The 20514-nt window shown below is 74.1% G+C and carries 18 protein-coding genes and 2 pseudogenes; 6 read left to right on the plus strand and 14 right to left on the minus strand.

Translation table 11 applies throughout. From position 1 onward, the window contains the following. Window positions 1-196, plus strand: a pseudogene (locus ACFU74_RS26570) (TetR/AcrR family transcriptional regulator); the annotation flags it as partial. A 13-nt stretch (window positions 197-209) separates the two neighbouring features. Here ACFU74_RS26570 and ACFU74_RS26575 read toward each other — a convergent pair. Then, window positions 210-569, minus strand: a complete 360-nt coding sequence (locus tag ACFU74_RS26575) for a MerR family transcriptional regulator (RefSeq protein ID WP_380761082.1) — start codon at window positions 567-569, stop codon at window positions 210-212. A gap of 59 nt (window positions 570-628) precedes the next feature. On the opposite strand from ACFU74_RS26575, the gene ACFU74_RS26580 reads away from it, so the two are divergent. Next, window positions 629-1570 (plus strand): aldo/keto reductase, encoded by a 942-nt coding sequence (locus tag ACFU74_RS26580; RefSeq protein ID WP_380761084.1) that lies wholly within the window; start codon window positions 629-631, stop codon window positions 1568-1570. Between the two features lie 276 nt (window positions 1571-1846). On the opposite strand, the gene ACFU74_RS26585 is transcribed toward ACFU74_RS26580, so the two are convergent. Then, entirely contained in the window at window positions 1847-2254 is a 408-nt protein-coding gene (locus ACFU74_RS26585) for a hypothetical protein (RefSeq protein WP_380761086.1), read from the minus strand. A 32-nt stretch (window positions 2255-2286) separates the two neighbouring features. Then, window positions 2287-3495, minus strand: a complete 1209-nt coding sequence (locus ACFU74_RS26590; RefSeq protein WP_380761088.1) for a serine hydrolase domain-containing protein — start codon at window positions 3493-3495, stop codon at window positions 2287-2289. Window positions 3496-3723: 228 nt separating this feature from the next. On the opposite strand from ACFU74_RS26590, the gene ACFU74_RS26595 reads away from it, so the two are divergent. Then, entirely contained in the window at window positions 3724-4455 is a 732-nt protein-coding gene (locus ACFU74_RS26595; RefSeq protein ID WP_380761090.1) for a helix-turn-helix domain-containing protein, read from the plus strand. A 117-nt stretch (window positions 4456-4572) separates the two neighbouring features. Here the strand turns inward: ACFU74_RS26595 and ACFU74_RS26600 are convergent, their stop codons facing one another. Beyond that, on the minus strand, window positions 4573-7266 hold the full coding sequence (locus tag ACFU74_RS26600) for an AAA family ATPase (RefSeq protein ID WP_380761092.1): 2694 nt from the start codon (window positions 7264-7266) through the stop codon (window positions 4573-4575). Window positions 7267-7420: 154 nt separating this feature from the next. On the opposite strand from ACFU74_RS26600, the gene ACFU74_RS26605 reads away from it, so the two are divergent. The 3 genes from ACFU74_RS26605 to ACFU74_RS26615 all read left to right on the plus strand — a co-directional run bounded on the left by ACFU74_RS26605 (window position 7421) and on the right by ACFU74_RS26615 (window position 11293). Next, complete coding sequence (locus tag ACFU74_RS26605) at window positions 7421-7813, plus strand: nuclear transport factor 2 family protein (protein WP_380761094.1); 393 nt, start codon at window positions 7421-7423, stop codon at window positions 7811-7813. A 79-nt stretch (window positions 7814-7892) separates the two neighbouring features. Further along, on the plus strand, window positions 7893-9305 hold the full coding sequence (locus ACFU74_RS26610) for a DHA2 family efflux MFS transporter permease subunit (protein WP_380761096.1): 1413 nt from the start codon (window positions 7893-7895) through the stop codon (window positions 9303-9305). Window positions 9306-9409: 104 nt separating this feature from the next. Then, window positions 9410-11293 (plus strand): prolyl oligopeptidase family serine peptidase, encoded by a 1884-nt coding sequence (locus ACFU74_RS26615; protein ID WP_380761098.1) that lies wholly within the window; start codon window positions 9410-9412, stop codon window positions 11291-11293. On the opposite strand, the gene ACFU74_RS26620 is transcribed toward ACFU74_RS26615, so the two are convergent. The 10 genes and pseudogenes from ACFU74_RS26620 to ACFU74_RS26665 form a co-directional block, all read right to left on the minus strand. Continuing rightward, window positions 11272-11646 (minus strand): hypothetical protein, encoded by a 375-nt coding sequence (locus tag ACFU74_RS26620; RefSeq protein WP_380761100.1) that lies wholly within the window; start codon window positions 11644-11646, stop codon window positions 11272-11274. The two genes, ACFU74_RS26615 and ACFU74_RS26620, sit on opposite strands and share 22 nt — an antisense overlap. A gap of 276 nt (window positions 11647-11922) precedes the next feature. Next, window positions 11923-12714, minus strand: coding sequence for an SURF1 family protein (locus ACFU74_RS26625; RefSeq protein WP_380761112.1), 792 nt, complete (start codon window positions 12712-12714; stop codon window positions 11923-11925). 465 nt (window positions 12715-13179) lie between these two features. Beyond that, window positions 13180-14766, minus strand: a complete 1587-nt coding sequence (locus ACFU74_RS26630; protein WP_380761102.1) for a hypothetical protein — start codon at window positions 14764-14766, stop codon at window positions 13180-13182. Continuing rightward, window positions 14759-15319, minus strand: coding sequence for a SigE family RNA polymerase sigma factor (locus ACFU74_RS26635; RefSeq protein WP_380761104.1), 561 nt, complete (start codon window positions 15317-15319; stop codon window positions 14759-14761). The genes ACFU74_RS26630 and ACFU74_RS26635 overlap by 8 nt, the downstream gene beginning before the upstream one ends. A 364-nt stretch (window positions 15320-15683) precedes the next feature. Further along, complete coding sequence (locus tag ACFU74_RS26640; protein ID WP_380761106.1) at window positions 15684-16775, minus strand: aspartate-semialdehyde dehydrogenase; 1092 nt, start codon at window positions 16773-16775, stop codon at window positions 15684-15686. Continuing rightward, window positions 16772-18052: an aspartate kinase gene (locus ACFU74_RS26645; RefSeq protein WP_380761108.1), complete on the minus strand. Its 1281-nt coding sequence runs from the start codon at window positions 18050-18052 to the stop codon at window positions 16772-16774. The genes ACFU74_RS26640 and ACFU74_RS26645 overlap by 4 nt, the downstream gene beginning before the upstream one ends. A gap of 325 nt (window positions 18053-18377) precedes the next feature. Beyond that, on the minus strand, window positions 18378-19109 hold the full coding sequence (locus ACFU74_RS26650) for a DUF5063 domain-containing protein (protein ID WP_380761110.1): 732 nt from the start codon (window positions 19107-19109) through the stop codon (window positions 18378-18380). Next, window positions 19102-19701, minus strand: a complete 600-nt coding sequence (recR, locus tag ACFU74_RS26655) for a recombination mediator RecR (protein WP_030392621.1) — start codon at window positions 19699-19701, stop codon at window positions 19102-19104. Before recR ends, ACFU74_RS26650 begins: the two co-directional genes overlap by 8 nt. A 226-nt stretch (window positions 19702-19927) precedes the next feature. Continuing rightward, window positions 19928-20266, minus strand: a complete 339-nt coding sequence (locus ACFU74_RS26660) for a YbaB/EbfC family nucleoid-associated protein (RefSeq protein ID WP_380679590.1) — start codon at window positions 20264-20266, stop codon at window positions 19928-19930. A gap of 61 nt (window positions 20267-20327) precedes the next feature. Next, window positions 20328-20514, minus strand: a pseudogene (locus ACFU74_RS26665) (hypothetical protein); the annotation flags it as partial.

Raw genomic sequence — 20514 nt, forward strand, 5'->3', positions numbered from 1 at the left:
CGTCGTCGTCGAGGAGCTCGCCCAAGTGCTGGTCGCGGCCTGCACCGGCTCGCAGGTCATGTCCCACCTGCGCACCGGGCGGGCCGACCTGCCGGAGCGGATCGTCCGGCTCTGGTGGTTCCTGCTGCCCGGCATCGCGCCCGCGCCGGTGGCCGGCGAACTGCGCGCGTTCGTCCGCAAGTACGGGAAGGGGTAGGGGCGGGACGGCCTCAGGCCGGCACCGGCGCCTCCCGCCGGGCCGCCTCGACGATCCCCGCCAGCGCAGCGCGGCTCGCCCCGAGCGACAGCATCTGCCGGTCGAGCAGGTCGAGCCGCTGCTCCAGCACCTCCAGCATGCAGGGGGCCACCGCACCGTCGCCGTCCACGCAGGGCAGCACGTCCCGGATGGCGCCGGTGGAGAGCCCCGCCCCCAGCAGGGCCCGGATGTTGCGGACCACCGTCGGCGCGTCCTCGCCGTACCGGCGGTGCCCGCCCTCCGGGCGGTGCGCCTCCAGCAGGCCCTGCTCCTCGTAGTACCGCAGCAGCCGGACGCTGACCCCGGTCCTCGCCGCCAGCTCACCGATCCGCATGTGACGCCCCTCACATCCCCTTGAATCTCACACGGATGAGAGATTGTAGCGTGACGGGCATGACGAACACCGAGACCCAAATCGTCCGCACTGACCGTCAGACCTTCGCGATCGGAGGCGACTTGACGATCCGCCGGATCGGCTACGGCACCATGCGCCTGGCCGACACCCCGGACATCAAGCCCTCCGACGCCGTCATCTGGCACGCTCCCACCCCGCGCTCCGCCGCCCTGGACGTGCTGCGCGCCGCCGTCGGGAACGGCGTCCAGCTCATCGACACCGCCGACTCCTACGCCCTCGGCGGCGGCGAGGAACTGATCGCCGAGGCGCTGCACCCGTACGCCGAGGACGTGGTGGTCGCCACCAAGGTCGGCATGACCCGCCCGGGCCCGACCGAGTGGGTCCCGCTCGGCCACCCCGCCTACCTCCGCCAGCAGGCCGAGCTGAGCCTGCGCCGGCTGCGGGTCGAGCGGATCGACCTGCTCCAGCTGCACCGGATCGACCCCGGGGTGCCGCTGGCCGACCAGATCGGCGCGCTCAGGCAGTTGCAGGACGAGGGCAAGGTCCGGCACATCGGCCTCTCGGAGGTCACCGTCGAGGAGCTGGAGCAGGCCCTGGAGATCGCCCCGATCGCCACCGTGCAGAACTGGTACAACCTGGCCGCCCGCCGGCACGACGCGGTGGTGGACTTCACCGCCGAGCGCGGCATCGCGTTCATGCCGTTCTTCCCGATCGCCGTCGGCGGCCACGCGGGCGCGGACGGCCCGGTCACCGAGGTCGCCCGCGAGGTCGGCGCCACCCCGGCGCAGACCGCGCTCGCCTGGCTGCTGCACCGCTCGCCCAACATCCTGCCGATCCCGGGCACCACGTCCGAGAAGCACCTGGTGGAGAACCTGGGCGCACTGGCCGTCGAACTGACCGACGAGCAGTACGCGCGCCTGGACGGCATCGCCACCGCCGAGGCCGCGAAGGCCGCCGAGGCCGCGGCGGCGGGCGAATGACGCGGCCGGTCGCCGGAGGCGTCTCCTGCTCCGCGGCCCACGGCCGATCGACGCCCGGCCCGGACCGCGGCCGGTCGCCCACGGGAGGGGCGGGTCCTCGGGAGGCAGGCTGCGCGTGCGGGGCGACTGGATCAGTTGCGAAGTGCCGTCCGGGGACGGCCGGGGCGGATGCGCAGCGCCGGGTGTGGGCACCCGGCATGGCGGCGGCCGGGGACGGCCTGTGCTCGCCGACCGGCCACCTGCTGCCGCGGGAACCGGCCTGGACCGCGCTGCCGGTCAGGCGGTCGCAAGGGCCTCGTTGATCCTGCGGGTCATCTCCGCCATGGCGGGGGTGGGCTCGCCCTTGCGGGACCGGGTGGCGGTGGCGAGGGCGATGTCGACGATGCCGCGGAAGTTGGCGGCCTCGGCCGGGTCCTGGGCGTCGAGCAGGGTCGCGGCGGCCGTCAGGGCCGGCAGGACGTGGTCGGCGAGTTCGGCGACGGTCCTGCCGTCGAGGCCGTTCACGGCGGACTTCTCGGCGAGCACGTGCCCGACCGGGCCGGTCGCGGTGGCGAGGGCGATGGAGCCGTCGGTGGCGATCCGGTGCGGCGAGCCGGCGGCGTCGGCGGCGGCCAGCAGCGAGACGGCGCCGTAGGCGGCGGTGCGCAGGGTGGACTTGTCCTGGTCGGTCAGGGTGAGAGCCATGGTGGTGTGATCCTTCGGTGTCGTGGGGTGGTTCAGGCGTCGACGGACTGGTGGACGGTGGTCCAGAAGTCGTGGATGAGCCGGGCCGCGTTCGGGACGGTCATCCCGACCTGGGTGAGCAGGATGCCGGTGATCCCGTTCTCCGGGTCGGCGTAGGTCGAGGTGCCGCTGCCGCCGTCCCAGCCGAACTGGCCGATGGGCGCGTAGTCACCGCGGTAGGTGCGCACGGCCATCCCGAGGCCCCAACCGCCGTGCTGCCCCTGGCCGTACGAGAGGTGGACGTTGTCGCGGGCCAGGGTCTCGCGGGCGGCGGTCTGCTCGGCCGTGAGGCGGTTGGTGGTCATCAGCTCGACGACCGGGCGGGACAGGATGCGCGCGTCGCCGTGCTTCCCGTGGTTCAGCAGCATCCGGAAGTAGGCGTGGAAGTCGTCGGCGGTGGAGACCAGCCCGCCGCCACCGCCGGGGAACGCCGGGGGCCTGCTCCAACGCCCGTCCGCCGGCGCGTCCCAGATGTGGAACTCCCCGGTCTGCGGGTCGGGGGCGTAGAGGGGCGGCAGCCGGTCGAGCTTGTCGGCGGGCACGTGGAAGCCGGTGTCCTGCATGCCCAGCGGGCCGAAGACGCGCTCGCGGAGGAAGTCCTCGAACGGCTGCCCCGTGACCCGGGCGACGAGCACGCCCAGCACGTCGCTGGCGATCTGGTACTGCCAGCGCTCGCCGGGGTGGTTCATCAGCGGGAGCGTGCCGAGGCGGCGGATCCACTCGTCGGGCTCGGGCATCGGCTGCGGGAGGTCGGGGGTGAGGCCGTTCTCGATGACCGCGGTCATGATCGGGGTGCCGAGCGCCGTGATGTCCATGCCGATGCCGAGGGTGGACGTCAGCACGTCCCGGACGGTGATCGGCCGGCGGGCCGGGACGGTGTCGTCGAGCGGGCCGTCGATCCGCTTCAGCACCTGGCGGTCGGCGAGTTCGGGCAGCCAGGTCTCGACGAGGTCGTCCAGCCGGATCCGGCACTCGTCGAGCAGGATCGCGGCTGCGGCCATGGTGACCGGCTTGGAGGTCGAGGCCATCCGGAAGAGGGTGTCGCGCGCCATCGGCGCACCGCCGTCGCGGCTCATGGTGCCGACCGCCTCGACGTGGGTCTCGTTGCCGTCGCCGACGAGGGCGACGACGCCGGGGATCCCGCCGGACTCGACGTGCCGCTCCAGGACGGTGCGCAGCTTGCGCAGGCTGTTCTTGTCCATCATGAGTCTCCCCACTCAGTGCTGTTCGAGAACCTCTGAACAATGACGAAGGTACATTGCGTTTAGATATTCGTCAACGTGCAATGCGCGGTAGCCACAAGGCATGTTCGGCCACTATTGCAATGAGCGTGAGCGTGAATGCAATGGAGGGCAAGGCTGTCTTTGCAATGAGTTCCGAGTGAATGCATACTTCGCAGCACGTGGTCGACAGACGGAGGACGAGGACCGATGCCCGGAGGCAGACTCACCAGCGAGGACCGTCAGCGCATCGCCGCGGGCCTGGCCGAAGGACTGGGGTACGCCGAACTCGGGCGGCGCCTGGGGCGGCCGGCCTCGACGATCATGCGCGAGGTCACCCGCAACGGCGGCCCGGAGGGCTACCGGGCGGAGCGGGCGGAGGAGGACACCGCGACGCGGGCCCGGCGGGCGAAGAAGGCCCGGCCGGCGGCGCCGGCGGTACCGGACAGCGGGTACGGGCGGGACCCGGAGGCGGTGCAGGGGTTCCTGGAGACCTTCACCACGATGCTCGCGCAGTCGGGTCTCCCGAAGATGGAGGCGAGGGTGCTGGCCGCCGTCTTCACGACCGACGCCGGCACCCTCACCGCCGCCGACCTGGTCCAGCGGCTTCGCGTGAGCGCCGCGTCCGTGTCACATGCGGTGGGATTCCTCGAACAGCAGGGACTGGTCAGGCGGGAGCGCGTTCCCGGCGAGCGCCGCGAGCGCTATGTGACCGATGACGAGATCTGGCTCCGGTCGATCCTCGGGGCGGTCGAGATGAACGAGGCCCTGGCGGGGATGGCGCGCCGGGGAGCCGACGTCCTCGGTACGGAGACGCCTGCGGGCGCTCGGTTCGCTTCGTCGGCAGAGCTGTTCGCCATCATCAGCGAGTCCATGCGGGAGCTGCTGGAGCGATGCCACCGGCATCTGGCGGCCGCGCAGGACGCCGAGCGGGAGAACTGATCCGATGACTGGAGTGGGAAGTCGGACTGGCCGACTTCCCACTCCGCGACCGTCCGAGACCGTCCGAGACCGTTCGCGACGGGAGTCCAGCGAGCTCCCCCACCGACCTTCCCGTGCTCAGAACAGCGCCGCCAGCTCCGTGCGCGAGGCGATCCCCAGCTTCGGATAGGCCTTGTAGAGGTGGTGCCCCACCGTCCTCGGGCTCAGGAACAACTGCGCCGCGATGTCCCGGTTGGTCAGCCCCCGGGCCGCCAGCCGCGCGATCTGGAACTCCTGCGGTGTGAGCACCGTGAGCGCTCCTGCCGGCGCCACCGGCGCGGCGGCGCCGGTGGCCGTCAGCTCCCCCCGGGCCCGGTCGGCCCACGGCACGGCACCCAGCCGCTCGAACGTCTCCAACGCCGCGCCCAGGTGCGGCCTGGCGTCCGTCCGCCGGCGCTCCCGTCGCAGCCACTCCCCGTACAGCAGCGCCGTCCGCGCCTGTTCGAACGGGCGGTGCGTGCCCTCGTGCAGCTCAAGCGCCGCCAGGTACGCCGACTCGGCCGACCCGTCCGGCCCCAACAGCGCCTGGCAGCGCAGCCGCAGCGCCTCCGCCCACCCCGTCCCGGCCGCGTCCGCCCAGCGGGCGAAGCGCTCGTACGGCTCGGCCGCCCGCTGCGGCTCGCCCAGCCGGACGGCCGCCTCGACGAGGTCGGGCACCGCCCGGGTCACGCCGATGTGGTGCCGGTACGGCCCGGTGGTGAGCGCGGACAACCGGTCCGCAGCAGCAGCGGCGCGGCCCTGTCCGAGGTCCAGCAGCGCGAGTGCCCAGTGCGCCCACGCCTCACCGGCGGCGGGTGCGGCAGAGCCGGAGACGAGAGCGGCGGAGGCCAGCTCGGTGCACCGCTCGCCGTCCCCGCCGAGGGCGGCCAAGCAGGCCAGCACGGCGGCGAGTTGGCTGGTCCACTGGTGCTGCCCGGTGTCCCGGGCCAGCGCGAGTCCCTCCGCCGCCGTCACCTCGGCGTCGCGGTGCCGGCCGTGGAACAACTCGGCCTCGGCGAGGAAGAACTGAAGCGTGGGCAGCACCCCGACCGTCCCCTTGGCCCGGGCCTCGGCAACGAGTTCCACCGACAGCTCCAGCGTCTCGTGGTCGCGCCCGAGGACGAGTGCCGCGCCGCACAGCTGCACCAGGTCGACCGGGCTCTCCGCGCCCGCCCTGCGCGCCGCCTCCACCGTGGCGCGCAGCTCGGGCAGGGCCCCGGCCGGACGCCCGAGGGCCGGAAGTACGGCGGCCGGCAGATGCCGGGCCAGCGGGGCGAGCGGTTCCTCCGGACCGAGCGGGAGGGCCGCCAGCCGGTCGAGCACGACGGCCACCGGTTCCTCGCCGACGTACCAGGCCGCGTGGAAGGCCTGGATCAGCATCCGGGCGGCGTGCGCGGGCTCGATGTCGGTCGCGGCGGCGTCCAGAAGCAGCCGGTACGCGGCCGGGTAGGCGCCGCGCCAGAAGTGGGCGACCGCCCGGACCTGGTCGAGCAGGGCGTGCGCGAAGACACTGTCGGTGCGCGCCCCGGCCCGGTCGGCGAGCGCCTCGGCCTGCGTCAACTTTCCTTCCTCGGTGGCCGCTTCGGCGGCGAGCACCAGGCGGCGGGTGGCGCCGTCGCGGTCCGGGGTGAGCCCGGCGGCGCGCTCGTACGCGGCCGCCGCACCGCCGTGGGCGCCGCGCGCCTCGGCCCGCTGGGCGGTCCGCTCCAGCGCGTCGGCGAGGTCTGCGTCGGGCGCGGTGGCGGCCAGCGCGAGGTGCCAGGTGCGCCGGTCGCCGTCGTCCAGGGCCTCGCCGATCGCCCGGTGGACGTGCAACCGCTGTTGCAGCGGCGCCCGCTGGAGGACGGCGGTGCGCAGCAGCGGGTGCCGGAAGAGCAGCCGGCGGTCCGCGCCGACGGTGACCAGCCCGGCCCGTTCGGCGGGCGCCAGCGCTTCGGCGCCCGCCCCGAGAACGGCGGCCGCCGCGAGGACGACGTCCAGCTCACCGTTCTCCTCGGCGGCAGCCGCCAGCAGCAGCGTCTGGGTGTCCGGCGGCAGGCCGGTGACCTGGCCGTGGAAGGCGATCCGCAGGCGGCTGGTGAGGGGGAGCCCGCCCGGTCCGAAGTCCTCACCCGTCAAGGGAAGTTCGACCAGCGCCAGCGGGTTTCCGGCCGCCTCGGCGAGCAGGCGCCGCCGGGCCGGTTCGGCGAGCGGCCCGCCCGCGCGGTCGGCGAGCAGGCGCACGGCGTCCGGCTCGCCGAGCCCGGTCAGCCGCAGCTCGGGCAGCCCGGCGAGCGACAACGCCTCGCCGCCGTCGTCCCGGGCGGCGAGCAGCAGGGCGACGCCCTCCGCCTGGAGCCGGCGGGCGGCGATCAGCAGCGCGTCCAGCGAGGAGCGGTCCAGCCACTGCGCGTCGTCGACGACGCACAACAGCGGCTGCTCGGAGGCGAGTTCGGCGAGCAGGCCGAGCGTGGCCAGCCCGGCGAGCAGCCGGTCGGCGCCGCCCGCCGCCTCCCCGAGGCCGAACGCGCCCTCCAGCGAACGCCGTTGCGGCCCCGGCAGCGCGTCCAGCCGGTCGAACCCGGGCGCCAGCAGCAGGCTCAGGCCCGCGAAGGGGAGCTCGGCCTCGTACTCGACCCCGGTCGCCCGGATCACCCGGACGCCGCTCCCGGCCGCCGCGACCGCGTACTCCAGCAGCGCCGTCTTGCCGATCCCCGGCTCCCCGCGCAGCACCAGCACCCCGCTGCGACCGTCCCGCGCCCCGTCGAGCAGCGCGTCCACGGCGGCCCGCTCCCGTTCCCGCCCGTACAGCACCCCCGGCCCCCTCCTCCCGTCGCTCCGACCCTACTGGCGGCGACGTACGTACGCCCTACCCATCCACGACGGATTCGCCCGCCGGCCGCCGTCCGTACCTTTTCGACCAGCGGGAACGGCCCGCCAACAGCCCAACCGGACAGGGGAGAAGACCATGACCGCCACCCGGCCGACCGACCTCCAGCCGACCGACCTGCAGCAGCTCGCCGCCCGCTACCTCGCCGCCTGGAACGAGACCGACCCGGCCGCCCGCCGCAGGCTGGTCGACGAGGCCTGGGCCGAGGACGGCACCTACACCGACCCGCTGGCCGCCGTCACCGGCCGCGAGGGTGTCGACGCGCTGATCGGCGCCGCCCAGGCGCAGTTCCCCGGGCTGGTGTTCACCCTCGGCCCGGTCGACGCCCACCACGGCATCGCACGTTTCACGTGGAACCTCGGCCCGGCCGGTGAGGTGCCGCTGGTCATCGGCTTCGACGTGCTGGTCGCGGACGCCGAGGGCCGGATCGCCTCGGTGTACGGCTTCCTCGACCGCGTCCCGGGCGCCTGAGCCGACACCCCCCGCTCGACCACCGGGGCGGGCTTCCCGAGCGCCCGCCCCGGTTCAACAGACCCCAGGAGATGAAGAGTTGTCCGGCACGATCACCGCCCGCCCGGCCGCCTCGACCACCGCACCCGCCCCGCGCGGCCTGCTGCCGGTCCTGCTGACCGCGACCTTCATGACCGCCCTCGACATCTTCGTCGTCAACGTCGCCGTCCCCTCCCTCCAGACCGACCTGGCAGCCGGACCGGCCGCCGTCCAGTGGGTGGTCGCCGGCTTCAACCTCGCCCTCGCCACCGGGCTGATCACCGCCGGCCGGCTCGGGGACCGCTACGGCAGGCGCCGCGTCTTCGGGCTCGGCCTGGCCCTGTTCACCCTCGCCTCGACGGCCTGCGGCCTGGCCCCGACCGCGGGCGCGCTGGTCGCCGCCCGGATCGCCCAGGGCCTGGCGGCGGCGCTGATGGGCCCGCAGGTGCTGGCGATCCTGCGGACCGCGTACAGCGGCCCCCCGCAGGCCCGGGCGTTCTCGATGTACGGGCTGACCATGGGCCTCGGCGCCGTCCTCGGACAGCTGATCGGCGGGGTCCTGATCCGTGCCGACCTGTTCGGCCTGGACTGGCGTGCCTGCTTCCTGCTCAACCTGCCGGTCGGCGTGGCCGCCCTGGCGCTGGTGCGGCGCTGCCTGCCCGAGTCACGCGCCCCGCACCGGCCCGGCCTGGACCCGGTGGGCGTCGCGCTGGTCACCGTCGCGCTGACCGGCCTGGTGCTGCCGCTGATCCAGGGCCCCGACGCCGACTGGCCGCCGTGGACCCGGATCTGCCCGGGCGCCTCGGCCGCGCTGCTCGCGCTGTTCGCCGTCCACCAGCACCGCGGCGGCCGGGCGGGCGGCTCACCACTGGTCGACACCCGGCTGTTCGCCTACCGCGCCTTCACCACCGGCCTCCTCGCCCAGCTGGCCTTCTGGCTCGGCCAGGCGTCGTTCTTCCTGGTGCTCGCCCTCTACCTGCAACCCGGCCGCGGCCTGGACGCGCTCGGCGCGGGCCTGGTCTTCACCCCGATCGGCGTCGGCTACCTGGTGACCTCCAATGCCGCGCACCGGGTCGTCGCGCGGCTGGGCCGGCAGGCGATCGCGCTCGGCGGGCTGCTGATGGCCGCCGGACTGGGCCTGCTGTGGCTCGCAGTGACCGCTGCCGGCTCCTCCGGCAGCGTCTGGTGGCTGGCGCCGGGCCTGTTCGTCGACGGGCTCGGGATGGGCCTGGTGGTCGCCCCGGTGACGTCGGTGGTGCTGGCGGGCGTCGAACCGCGGCGGGCCGGCGCGGCGGCGGGCCTGCTCTCCACCGTCCAGCAGGTGGCCGGGGCGCTCGGGGTCGCGCTGATCGGCATCCTGTACTACGCCGCCGACGACGCGGCCGGCGCCTTCGGGCACAGCCTCGCGGCACTGGCGGTGCTGGAGCTGCTGATGGTGGCCCTGGTGCAGCTGTTGCCCCGCCGGACGGGGTGAGCCCGCGCGGCGGCGCCGCGGGGGAGGGCCGCGTGACGGTCGTCCCCCGCTTCGCTTCCGCCCTCCCGTTCCGTTTCCTCCCCCCGATCGGGTTGGATGGGTGGATGAGCGAGGAGAAGAGCGCCGTACCGGCGTGGGAGCAGCGGTTCAGGGCGGCACGGGTCTCCCTGCCGGACTGGGCCGAGGACGCCCCCGACCGGGCGCTGTACGTGTCCAACGCCAGCGGCACCTACGAGGTCTACGCCTGGGACCGCGCCACCGACACCCACCGGCAGGTCACCGACCGCCCCAACGGCACCACCGACGCCGAGCTGTCCCCCGACGGCGAGTGGATCTGGTGGTTCGACGACAGCGACGGAGACGAGTTCGGCATCTGGCGCCGCCAGCCCTTCGCCGGCCGCCCCGGGGGCACCGGGGGCACCGACGAGGAGGCCGTCCCCGGCCTCGCCCCGTCCTACGAAGCGGGCCTCGCCCTCGGCCGGGACGGCACCGTGGTGGTCGGCCGGTCCACCGACGACGGCGGCACCACCCTGCACCTGCGCCGCGCCGGAGCGGCCGAGGCCGTCGAGATCTACCGGCACGCCGAGTACGGCGGCGTCGGCGACCTCAGCCGCGACGCCACCCTGCTGGCCATCGACCACACCGAGCACGGCGACGCCATGCACGGCGCGATCCGTGTGGTTCGGCTGCCCGCCGAGGGGGACGCCGTCTCCACGGTGGCGGAGCTGGACGAGGTCACCGGCCGCGACGAGCCGCGCGGGGTGGCCTGCCTGGGCTTCGCGCCGCTCGACGGCGACACCCGGCTGCTGGTCGCCCACCAGCGCACCGGCCGCTGGGAGCCGATGATCTGGGACGTCGCGACCGGCGTCGAGACGGCGCTGGTGCTCCGCGACGAGCAGGGCCGCGAGCTGCCCGGCGACCTCTCCGCCCAGTGGCGGCCGGACGCCCGGTCGCTGCTGATCGAGCACGAGTACGAGGCGCGCAGCGAGCTGTTCTCGTTCTCCCTGGACGAGGGCGTGCTCACCCGCCTGGACACCCCGCGCGGCACCGTCGGCGGCGCCACCCCGCGGCCGGACGGCACCGTGGAGTTCCTCTGGTCCTCCGCCGCCGAGCCGTCCGCGGTGCGCTCCACCGCCGGCGCCGTGGTGCTGCGGGCGCCCGGCGCCGTCCCGCCCGGCTCGGTGCCGGTCGAGGACGTGTGGGTGGACGGGCCCGGCGGGCGGGTGCACGCGCTCGTCCAGCGGCCGGCCGGGTCCGGCGAGGGGCCGATCCCGACCGTCTTCGAGGTCCACGGCGGCCCGACCCACCACGACAGCGACTCCTTCGCCGCCGGGCCGGCCGCCTGGCTGGACCACGGCTTCGCGGTGGTCCGGGTCAACTACCGCGGCTCCACCGGCTACGGCCAGGCCTGGACGGACGCGCTGCGCGAGCGGGTCGGGCTGATCGAGCTGGAGGACATCGCCGCCGTGCGGGAGTGGGCGGTGGCGAGCGGGCTGGCCGACCCGGAGCGGCTGGTGCTGTCCGGCGGCTCCTGGGGCGGCTACCTCACGCTGCTCGGGCTCGGGACGCAGCCGGAGCTGTGGAGCCTCGGCGTCGCCGCCGTGCCGGTCGCGGACTACCTGACGGCGTACGAGGACGAGATGGACGCGCTGAAGGCGATCGACCGCACCCTGTTCGGCGGCACGCCGGAGGAGGTGCCCGAGCGCTGGACGGCGTCCTCACCGCTGACGTACGTCGAGCGGGTGCGGGTGCCGGTGTACATCAGCGCCGGGGTGAACGACCCGCGCTGCCCGATCAAGCAGATCGACAACTACGTCGAGCGGCTGGAGCAGCTCGGCAAGCCGCACGAGGTGTACCGGTACGACGCCGGGCACGGGTCGCTGGTGGTGGACGAGCGGATCAAGCAGCTGCGGCTGGAGATCGACTTCGTCCGCCGGCACCTCGACGGTCCGGCCGTGGGCGAGAATCAGGCGGGCACGGAGCAGTAGAGCAGTAGAGCAGTAGGAGCAGCAGGAGACGTGGGAAACGGGGGGCACGGGGTGAGGCGTCTGCTGACGATCGTGGGGGTGGGGGTGGCCGGGGTGCTGGTGCTCACCGGCTGCTCGGGGCAGGACGACGACGAGGGCGGGGGCGGGAGCGCGGCCTGTCCGCCGCCGTCCTCGCCGTCGGCGTCGGTATCGGCCTCGCCGTCGGCGTCCCCGTTCCCCTCCCCCACGGTGGGTTCCACGGCGGGTTCCACGGCGGTGAAGGCGGCGTTCCGCACGGCGGAGGAGGGCGTGGTGGTGCTCGCCAAGTCGGGTTCGAAGGGGTCCGGCGGGTCGAGCGGGTCGAAGGGGTCCAAGGGCTCCAAGAGCGGCCGCAAGACGCGGCACCACACCGACACGTACAACTCCAGGAACAACGGCAGCGGCGACGACAGCAGCGGCCGCAGGTGCGACAATGCGCCGCCGACCGCCTCGCCGTCGTCCGGCGCTCCGTCGCCCGGTGCGTCTTCGTCCGGTGCTCCGTCTGCTGTGCCGCCTGCTGTGCCGACCCCGGCCGTCCCGTCCGCACCGGCGCCGGTGCCGGGCAGGCCGACCGTTCCGCCGGTGAAGCCGCCCCGCTGATCGGCGGCGCGTCAGTCCAGGACCGGGTCCAGTCCGAGGGCCCGGTCCTGCTCCGCCTCCGCCTCGCGGCGCATCAGGCGGAACCACATGAAGACCACGAAGCCGCCGAAGACGAACCACTCCAGCGTGTAGCCGAGGTTCTGGAACGCGCGCAGGGAGAGGCCGTCGCCGCCCTGCGGCTGCACGGTCGGCACGGGGGTGAGGCCGTCCGCCGCGGTGTCGGTGGAGACCCAGCCGTCGTACCAGCCGTCCAGTTCGAGCTTGTTGACGAGCGCGGCCCGGTTGATCGTGCCGAGCTGGCCGTCCGGGAGGCCGCCGGCCACGGCGCCGCCGCTGCCGCTGTTCTCGCCGGCCTGGAGGCGGCCCGTCACGGTCACCTCGCCGACCGGCGCGGGCGCCGGCGCGGCTGCCCCGGCCGGGGGAGCGCCGGCGGCCCAGCCGCGGACGACGGCGGCGGTCCGGCCGTCGGCGGTGCGCAGCGGGGTGAGCACGTAGTAGCCCTGCTTGCCGTCCAACACGCGGTTGGGGACGAGCAGTTGGTGCTGCTCGTCGAAGGTGCCGGTGACCGTCACGGCGCGGCCGACGGTGTCGGTGGCGACCTGCGGGCGCTCGGCCGACAGCAGTTCGTCGAGCGGCCGGGGCGCGCCGCCGTCGGCCGCCGCCCGGCTGATCTCCTGGTGCGAGGAGACCCTGTCCTCGAAGCGGCCGAGCTGCCAGGAGCCGAGCCAGACGCACACCGCGACGGCCGCCACGGCCAGTGCGGTGCCGCTCAGCCAGCGCGGGGTGAGGAGGAACCGGTACACACCCCCCACGGTAACCACTCCTCACACCCCGCCCACCCCCAGGGCCCCCATGCACCCCTCCGCGCCCTGGTCCCACCTCCGGGAAATATGCCGACCGGTCTACCTATTCAGCGCGCCGCGGAGCGAGAAGTCGAACCAGCCGACTTCTCACTCCCGCGCCCCCGCCTCGCCCTGCTGCCGAATATGCAGATCGGTCTACATAGCCCGTCTGTTCCAGGAGTGGGAAGTCGGGCCCGCCGACCTCCCACTCCCCCACGCACCACCCGGCCACTGAATATGTCGACCGGTCTACATACTCCGGCCACCCCCGGAGCAGGAAGCCGGACCCGCCGACCTCCCCTCCCCCACGTACCACCCGGCCACCGAATATGCCGACCGGTCTACATACTCCGGCCACCCCCGGAGCAGGAAGCCGGACCCGCCGACTTCCCACTCCCCACGCGGGGCTGCCGCCTCCGCGGTGGCTCAGCCCGCCGAGGGGGAGGTGCCGGGGTCGGGGGTGAGGAGCTGGGGGGTCGTCCGGTAGACCGTGCCGGCGCAGGCGCCGGGCAGCACGGCGGTCGCGGCGGCCGGGTTACCCGGGGCCGGGGTGTACGCCAGGGTGACGTTCACCGCGGGCTTGCTGGGGCCGGACGTCGTCGTGGCCGACGGGCTCGGTGCACCGGTGGGCGCGCCCGTCGTCGTGGTCGGCCGCGGCGGTGCGGTCGGCTCCACGGTGGGGTCGGACGCCGGAACCACCCCGGGCACCCCACTCGTACCGCCCGCCGACGTCCCCGGCCCGCCGCTCACGGCACCCGGACCGGCCGCGCCGCCGCCCGTGCCCGCCGAGCCCCCGCCGGATGCCCCGCCCGTGCCCGGGCCGGCCACCTCACCGCCGGACGCGGGCCCGGTGCCCGCCCCGGCCACGGAACCCGAGCCGGAACCGGCGCCGCCCTCACCCGCGCCGGCGCCCGGCACGGAGCCCGAGCCCCCCGTCCCTCCGCCCGCGCCGGAACCGGAGCCCGTCCCCGGACCCGTCCCCGGCCCCGTGCCGGAACCCGTCCCCGGGCCACCGCTCGCCGTGCCGGTACCGCCCGCGCCACCACCCGCGCCGCCGCCCGTCGTACCGCCCCCCGTCGCACCGCCGCCGGACGTGCCCGGCTGGCCGGTGCCGGTGGACGCGCTCGGCGAGGCCGACCCGCCACCGGGGGCAACGGGGCAGCCGGCCGGGTCCGGGATCCAGGCGAAGTCCACCCGGTACCCGGCCCGGGGCACGAGGACGGGCCCGTCGCTCCCCGCGTCCTTCCCCGCCGCGGGGCCGGACGAGGGGCCGGGCGCGGGCAGCTCGGTCGCCGGGTCTCCGGCCGTGTGGAAGGCGATCCGGATCCGGCCGCTGTCCGCCGCCGCCGCACCGGTGACGGTGACCGACCCCGGCCCGCCCAGCCGGCAGCTGCGCCCGGAGACGTTGGTCACCGTGAACGACCCGTAGATCCGGCCCTCGGCGTCCGCGGCCCCGAGGTTCGCGGTGCCCTGCCCGAGGTCGGAGCGCGTACACAGCGCCGGCGCCGGGGCGTTGCTCCCGCCGCTGGTGGTGGCCGTGGAGGGCCCGGAGGTGCCGGGCGCGGGGCGGCTGGTGCTCGGTCCGGCACTCGGCGAGCCGCCGACGGTGCCGGACGGGCTGCCCGGCACGGCCGGCAGCCCGGAGCCGGGCGTCGGCGGCAGTTCGGGCGTGCCGGTGGCGCCGCCCGGGACGGTGCCCGCGACGGTCGCGGAGGCGCTCCCGCCCGTGTTGCCGGGCGAGCCGGGGCCGCCGGACAGGCCGAGGTGGTCCGCGGTGTGCAGGGCCGGCAGCAGCAGGGAGGCCGCGGCGGCCACGGCGGCGGCGCCCGTCCAGGCTCCGCGCCGGACGGCCCGCCGGCGCGGGATCGCCCGCCGGATGTGCTGGAGGCTGCCGGGCGCGGGCTGCAGATCGGCCACCGCCCGCTCCATCAACTCCCGGACGAACCGCTCCTCGTGCTCCGTGCCCGGCGGAACTGGGTCCCCGCCGGTGCCCGTGCGATCGTTCTCAGCCATGCCCGGCCTCCGCCTCCATCTGGACCCGCAGCGCGGCGAGACCTCGTGAGCCGTACGCCTTCACCGAACCGAGCGAGATGCCCAAGGTCTCCGCCACCTGCGCCTCCGTCATGTCCACGAAGTAGCGCAGCACCAGAACCTCCCGCTGACGGCGTTGCAGACCCCGCAGCGCGACCTTCAACTGGTCGCGTTCCAGCGCATCGTAGGCGCCTTCCTCTGCACTGGCCATGTCAGGCATCGGCTTCTGCAGCAACCGCAGCCCGAGGATCCTGCGCCGCAGCGTCGAGCGGGACAGGTTGACCACGGTCTGCCGCAGATAGGCCAGCGTCTTCTCGGGTTCGCGCACCCGCCGCCGGGCCGCGTGCACCCGGATGAAGGCCTCCTGGACGACGTCCTCACAGCTCGACAGGTCGTCGAGGAGCAGCGCCGCCAGTCTCAGGAGGGATCGGTAGTGTGCCTGATAGGTCTCGGTGAGCAGATCTTCGCTGGTCCCGGCGGCGGTACCGGCGGTACCGGCGCCGGAGTCCGCGGCGCCGGGTGCGACTGCCGTCATCTGGTCGTCTTCCGGCCTATCCGCAGGCCGCTGGGCACGCGACGGGAACGAGACCGCGGCTGTCGCCGAGATCCCCGTTCCTGCCCCCACCATCACGTTCGCCACGCCCGTTGGACACTCGATCCCCTGTCATGGTTGCCCAGCCCGGCGGACATTCTTCCGCATGGACGGAACGCCCCTCCAGGGGATTCGGCGAGGATTCCTCGCACAGTCGGCGAACATACCGCGCAGAGCCGGGCCGGCGCCCTCACACCTCGCCCGAAACAGGCCCGCACGCATCACCGGCCCAAGCGTCGCCAGCCCCCGCGTCGCCAGCCCACGCATCGCCGGCCCACGCATCGCCCGCCCAGGCCTCGTCGCCCGCCTAAGCGTCGTCGTCGGCCGTGGCGTCGTCGCCGGCCGCGCCCGCAGCGCCTTCGGCGGCCACCACCTCGGCGATCTGAAGCGCGTTCAGTGCCGCGCCCCGCCGCAGGTTGTCCCCGCAGAGGAAGAGGTCCAGCGCGTTCGGATCGTCCAGCGCCCGCCGCAGCCGGCCCACCCACACCGGGTCCGTCCCCACCGCGTCGTTCGGCGTGGGGAACTCGCCCGCCGCCGGATCGTCGTACAGCACCACCCCGGGGGCCTCCGCCAGGAGTTCGCGGGCGTGCTCCTGGGTGACCTCGCGCTCGAACACCGCGTGCACGGCCAGCGCGTGGGTGCGCACCACCGGGATCCGCACGCAGGTGGCGGAGACCTTCAGTCGCGGCAGGCCGAGGATCTTGCGGGACTCGTCGCGCACCGTGCGCTCCTCGGACGACCAGCCGCCGTCCGTCAGCACGCCGGCCCAGGGCACGGCGTTGAGCGCGAGCGGGGCGGCGAAGGGTCCGTGGTCGGCGATCACCGCGCGCAGGTCGCCGGTCTGTTCGCCGACGTCGGTGCCGGCCACCTGGGCGAGCTGCGTGCGCAGCGTGTCCGTGCCGGCCCGGCCGAGCCCGGAGGCGGCCTGGTAGGAGGCGACGACCAGCGATTCGAGGCCGTACTCGGCGTGCAGCGCGCCGATCGCCGCGATCATGGTCAGCGTGGTGGAGTCGGGGCTCGCCACGATGCCGCGCGAGCGCATCCGGACGGCCGCCGCGTTGACCTCGGGCACCACCAGCGGAACGGCGTCGTCCAGGCGGAACGCGCCGGAGTTGTCGACCACCACGACACCCTTGGCGGCCGCGATCGGCGCCCAGCGGGCGGCGATCTCCTCGGGGACGTCGAACAGCGCGACGTCGATCCCCTCGAAGGCCTCCTCGGTGAGCGGGACCACCTCGACGGGCTCCCCGCGCACGACCGCCTTGCGGCCGGCCGAGCGCGGGGAGGCGACGAGTCGGATCTCGCCCCAGATGTCCTGGCGGAGGGAGAGCAGGCCGAGCAGCACCTCGCCGACCGCGCCGGTGGCACCGACGACGGCGAGGTTCGGCCGCCGGGTCATCGCCCGGTGCCTCCGTAGACGACGGCCTCGTCCGACTCGCTGTCCAGCCCGAAGGCGGAGTGGACGGCCTGGACGGCCGCGTTGACGTCCTCGGCGCGGGTGACCACCGAGATGCGGATCTCCGAGGTGGAGATCAGCTCGATGTTGACGCCGGCCGCCGAGAGCGCCTCGAAGAAGGTCGCCGTGACGCCCGGGTTGGAGCGCATGCCCGCGCCGACCAGCGAGATCTTGCCGATCGCGTCGTCGTAGCGGAGCGACTCGTAGCCGATGCCCTCCTTGACCCGGTCGAGCGCCTCGATGGCCCTCTGGCCCTCGGTCTTCGGCAGGGTGAAGGAGATGTCCGTCAGGCCGGTCGAGGCCGCCGAGACGTTCTGCACAACCATGTCGATGTTGATCTCGGCGTCGGCGATCGCACGGAAGATGCGGGCCGCCTCGCCCGGCTTGTCGGGGACGCCGACGACCGTGACCTTCGCCTCGGACGTGTCATGGGCGACTCCGGAGATGATGGCCTGCTCCATCTCGCCCCCTTCGGGCTTGTTCGGGTTGTCGTTGCTGACGATCGTCCCGGGGAGGCCCGAGAACGACGAGCGTACGTGAATCGGGATGTTGTAGCGGCGCGCGTACTCCACACAGCGGTCGAGCAGCACCTTGGACCCGGACGAGGCCAGCTCCAGCATGTCCTCGTAGGCGATCCAGTCGATCTTGCGGGCCTTCTTCACCACGCGCGGGTCGGCGGTGAACACGCCGTCCACGTCGGTGTAGATCTCGCAGACCTCCGCCTTGAGGGCGGCGGCGAGGGCGACGGCGGTGGTGTCCGAGCCGCCCCGGCCGAGCGTGGTGATGTCCTTGCTCGTCTGCGAGACGCCCTGGAAACCGGCCACGATCGCGATGTTGCCCTCGTCCAGGGCGGTGCGGATGCGGCCCGGCGTCACGTCGATGATGCGCGCCTTGTTGTGGACGGAGTCGGTGATGACGCCGGCCTGGCTGCCTGTGAAGGACTGCGCCTCGTGGCCCAGGGATTTGATCGCCATGGCCAGCAGCGCCATGGAGATGCGCTCTCCAGCGGTCAGCAGCATGTCGAACTCGCGGCCGGCGGGGAGAGGTGACACCTGCTCCGCGAGTTCGATGAGCTCGTCCGTCGTGTCGCCCATCGCGGACACCACGACGACGACCTCATGGCCGGCCTTCTTGGCGTCAACGATTCGACGGGCCACGCGCTTGATGCCCTCGGCATCCGCAACGGATGAGCCGCCGTACTTCTGCACGACAAGGCCCACGTGCGCTCCTCGACTTGTGTCGTCTTCGGGGGCGATCGGCCCCCGCACCCCCGGGTGGCGGGGGTAGTGCGGTCGGCGCCAGTCTACCGAGCGGGGGTGCCCCGACCTCCGCTTTCCATATGATGAGACACACGTTTCGGCAGGTGAGCGGGGGTGCGGGCGGCCCCACCGGCAGGTCTGCTGGCGGGCGCCCGCCGCTCCGAAGAATCGGCGGACGAACGGACGGACGCCCCGGGGTTTTCCTCTCCGCCGGGGAGAGTGAGGCTTCCGTCACAGTCCGCGCGGCCGCACCCCACGGCCGCACCCCACGGCCCCACTCCGCGGTCTACCGGCCCAGGCCGAGTTCCGCCGCCATCAGGTCACCGGCCTGCTGCTCCAGCTGCTCGTCGGTGAGACCGTCGTTGTCGGTGTCCGCGCCGTCCGGCGCCGCGCCGATCGGGCTGTCCAGCCGGACGTGCGCGATCAGCGACTGCAGCGCCCGCAGGACGGCCGTGCAGGTGGTGCCCCAGTTGGACAGGTACGAGAACTGCCACCACCAGAGCGCCTCGCTGACCCGGCCCTCGCGGTAGTGGGTGAGCCCGTGCTGAAGCTCGCCCACCACCCCGGCCAGGTCGTCCGAGATCCGGAAGGCGTTCGGCTTCTCCGGCGGCCCGTACGGGTCGAAGACCTCGTGGTAGACGTCGATCGGCGCGAGCAGCTCGGCCAGCCGCTCCCGCAGCTGCTCGCCGTCCGGCTCAGGACCGGCGTCGGGCTCGAAGCGGTCGTCCGGGACTACGTCCTCGATGGCACCCAGCCGGCCGCCGGCCAGCAGCAGCTGCGAGACCTCCAGCAGGAGGAGCGAGACGGCGCTGCCGGGCTCGTCGCCCTTGGCGACCTCGGTCACCGAGAGCACGAAGCTCTCCACCGAGTCCGCGATCTGCACCGCGAAGTCGTCCGGCTCGGAGCCGTGCCCGTGCGTGTGCGGGGCGTGCGGGGCGTCCTGGGTGGTGCGCCGGTCCTGCTCCGGTCCGGCCTGGTGGGGCGTGTGGGGCTGCTGGTTGATCGTCCGGTCAGACATCGAGCAGTCGTCTCCCTTCGAAGGCGCGGCCGAGCGTGACCTCGTCCGCGTACTCCAGATCCCCGCCGACGGGCAGGCCGCTCGCCAGGCGGGTCACCTTCAGGCCCATCGGCTTGCAGAGCCGGGCCAGGTAGGTGGCGGTCGCCTCCCCCTCCAGATTGGGGTCGGTGGCCAGGATCAGCTCGGTGACCGTGCCGTCGGCGAGCCGCGCCAGCAGCTCGCGGATCCGCAGATCGTCCGGGCCGACGCCCTCGATCGGGCTGATCGCGCCGCCCAGCACGTGGTAGCGGCCGCGGAACTCCCGGGTGCGCTCGATGGCGACGACGTCCTTGGGCTCCTCGACCACGCAGATGACAGCGAGGTCACGGCGCGGGTCGAGGCAGACCCGGCACTGCTCGGCCTCCGCGACATTGCCGCAGACGGCGCAGAACCGGACCTTGTCCTTGACCTCCAGCAGCGCGTGCGCCAGTCGGCGGACGTCGACGGGGTCGGCCTGAAGGACGTGGAAGGCGATCCGCTGCGCGCTCTTGGGCCCGACGCCGGGCAGCCTGCCCAGTTCGTCGATCAGGTCCTGAACCACGCCCTCGTACAACGTCGCGCCTTCCCTCGGGTTGGACCGGGTGGCACCCGCACGGGGTGCTCCGGTGCCATCATCCAACGAATCGGACGCCGGGCACACCGCCCGACGCCCGACTCCCGCATAAATCACACGGGTCCACCGTCTGAACTCCGGACCGTTACGGGCCGGTGTCCCAGGGCCGGTGTTCTCCGGCCCTGCGTTCCTCCGGCCCGGAGTCCTCCGGGCCGTCCCGCCCGGCTCAGAACGGCAGGCCGGGAATCCCGCCGCCGAGGCCCTGGGTCAGCGGGCCCATCCGCTCGGCCTGCATCTTCTGCGCGGCCTGGTTGGCGTCCCGGACGGCCGCCAGCACCAGGTCCGCCAGCGTCTCGGTGTCCTCCGGGTCCACGGCGGCCGGGGCGATGGTCAGCGCCACCAGCTCCCCGGAACCGGAAACCGTCGCCTCGACGAGGCCGCCGCCCGCCGAACCGGTCACCTTCGCCTCGGCCAGCTCCTGCTGCGCCTGGGCGAGGTCCTGCTGCATCTTCTGCGCCTGCTTGAGCAGCGCCTGCATGTTGGGCTGGCCACCACCGGGAAACACGGCTCACTCCTTGCGTTCGGTCTGTACCTGGGGCGTCGTCCTCGACGAGCCTACGTGCTGGTCAGTTCCCACCGTGCCGGATCTCCTCCAGCACCGTGGCGCCCAGCTCGCGGATGATCAGCTCCTGGCCGGAGAACGCATCCTCGTTGAGATCGGGGTCGTCCTCCTCCGGGATGTCGTCCTCCGGGGCCACCGCCCGCACCGGGTGCGCCGGACGCGCCGGGGCCGCCTGGGGCGGAGCCTGGACG

Source organism: Kitasatospora sp. NPDC057500 (assembly GCF_042802195.1).
Taxonomy (GTDB): Bacteria; Actinomycetota; Actinomycetes; order Streptomycetales; family Streptomycetaceae; genus Kitasatospora.

What these genes read in the sequence shown, in the direction of transcription:
- ACFU74_RS26575 (WP_380761082.1), bottom strand. Translation starts at nt 569, where the DNA reads ATGCGGATCGGTGAGCTGGCGGCGAGGACCGGGGTCAGCGTCCGGCTG.
- ACFU74_RS26580 (WP_380761084.1), top strand. Translation starts at nt 629, where the DNA reads ATGACGAACACCGAGACCCAAATCGTCCGCACTGACCGTCAGACCTTC.
- ACFU74_RS26585 (WP_380761086.1), bottom strand. Translation starts at nt 2,254, where the DNA reads ATGGCTCTCACCCTGACCGACCAGGACAAGTCCACCCTGCGCACCGCC.
- ACFU74_RS26590 (WP_380761088.1), bottom strand. Translation starts at nt 3,495, where the DNA reads ATGGACAAGAACAGCCTGCGCAAGCTGCGCACCGTCCTGGAGCGGCAC.
- ACFU74_RS26595 (WP_380761090.1), top strand. Translation starts at nt 3,724, where the DNA reads ATGCCCGGAGGCAGACTCACCAGCGAGGACCGTCAGCGCATCGCCGCG.
- ACFU74_RS26605 (WP_380761094.1), top strand. Translation starts at nt 7,421, where the DNA reads ATGACCGCCACCCGGCCGACCGACCTCCAGCCGACCGACCTGCAGCAG.
- ACFU74_RS26615 (WP_380761098.1), top strand. Translation starts at nt 9,410, where the DNA reads ATGAGCGAGGAGAAGAGCGCCGTACCGGCGTGGGAGCAGCGGTTCAGG.
- ACFU74_RS26630 (WP_380761102.1), bottom strand. Translation starts at nt 14,766, where the DNA reads ATGGCTGAGAACGATCGCACGGGCACCGGCGGGGACCCAGTTCCGCCG.
- ACFU74_RS26635 (WP_380761104.1), bottom strand. Translation starts at nt 15,319, where the DNA reads ATGACGGCAGTCGCACCCGGCGCCGCGGACTCCGGCGCCGGTACCGCC.
- ACFU74_RS26640 (WP_380761106.1), bottom strand. Translation starts at nt 16,775, where the DNA reads ATGACCCGGCGGCCGAACCTCGCCGTCGTCGGTGCCACCGGCGCGGTC.
- ACFU74_RS26650 (WP_380761110.1), bottom strand. Translation starts at nt 19,109, where the DNA reads ATGTCTGACCGGACGATCAACCAGCAGCCCCACACGCCCCACCAGGCC.